The sequence below is a fragment of the Psychrobacter sp. PG1 genome (assembly GCF_014897815.1).
GTDB lineage: Bacteria > Pseudomonadota > Gammaproteobacteria > Pseudomonadales > Moraxellaceae > Psychrobacter.
Genome location: NZ_JABUZG010000034.1, coordinates 1 through 639, shown reverse-complemented (window position 1 = coordinate 639; position 639 = coordinate 1). Strand labels below are relative to the sequence as shown.

Here is a 639-nt window from a genome sequence, read left to right as displayed (position 1 = left end):
GCCGCCAGCCACAGGCGAAGAGATAAAACAATATAGAGAAAATGCTAACTCTATGCGACAGGGGAAAATGGCATGGTTGTTAGGTCTATCAAGTAAAAAGTATGTTTCTTACTACGAGAATAAAGAAAAAACAGGAGTGTCACCAAGCATTCAGTGTTGGACTTTATTTTTATTAATCACAAGTCAGCACAGTTTTTTTAGTTTAAAAAGCAAGTAGTTTTTTTATCATGAAAGGGTTGAAAATGTCGAAATGTGGGGAGTTAACAGAAGCTATTAAGATAAGATCTGTAGAATTGCTGGGTTATGAGATTGAAAAGAGAGAGCTTGATTTCATGCCCTATCTGTCTCATTTGATAGCTAATAATATCTGTCTTGATAAGATCAGTGATGAAGAAAAAAGTGTTTTAGAAGAGCTAAAATCGAAAGGCCTTGTTACAAAAAATAGAAGACTTCAATGCACTTTTGATTATTGGGTAGCTATGCAGGAAATATGTTACATAGCCTATTTCGACCATTCAAATAGATAAACGTTGTAATAGATATATAAGAACACATTGCATAGATGGCATTTGATTAATAATTAAAGCCTAGTATTTATTACTTGTAAAAGTTAGTCATATTATATATAATAGGTTTTAT

At 32.2% G+C, this 639-nt stretch carries 2 protein-coding genes; both read left to right on the top strand.

The window, feature by feature from the left end:
- On the top strand, positions 1-217 hold a 217-nt coding region (locus tag INT03_RS14870; protein ID WP_226951660.1), incomplete at its 5' end, for a hypothetical protein.
- 10 nt (positions 218-227) lie between these two features.
- Entirely contained in the window at positions 228-527 is a 300-nt protein-coding gene (locus INT03_RS01520; RefSeq protein WP_193007297.1) for a hypothetical protein, read from the top strand.
- The last annotated feature ends 112 nt before the right edge of the window (positions 528-639 follow it).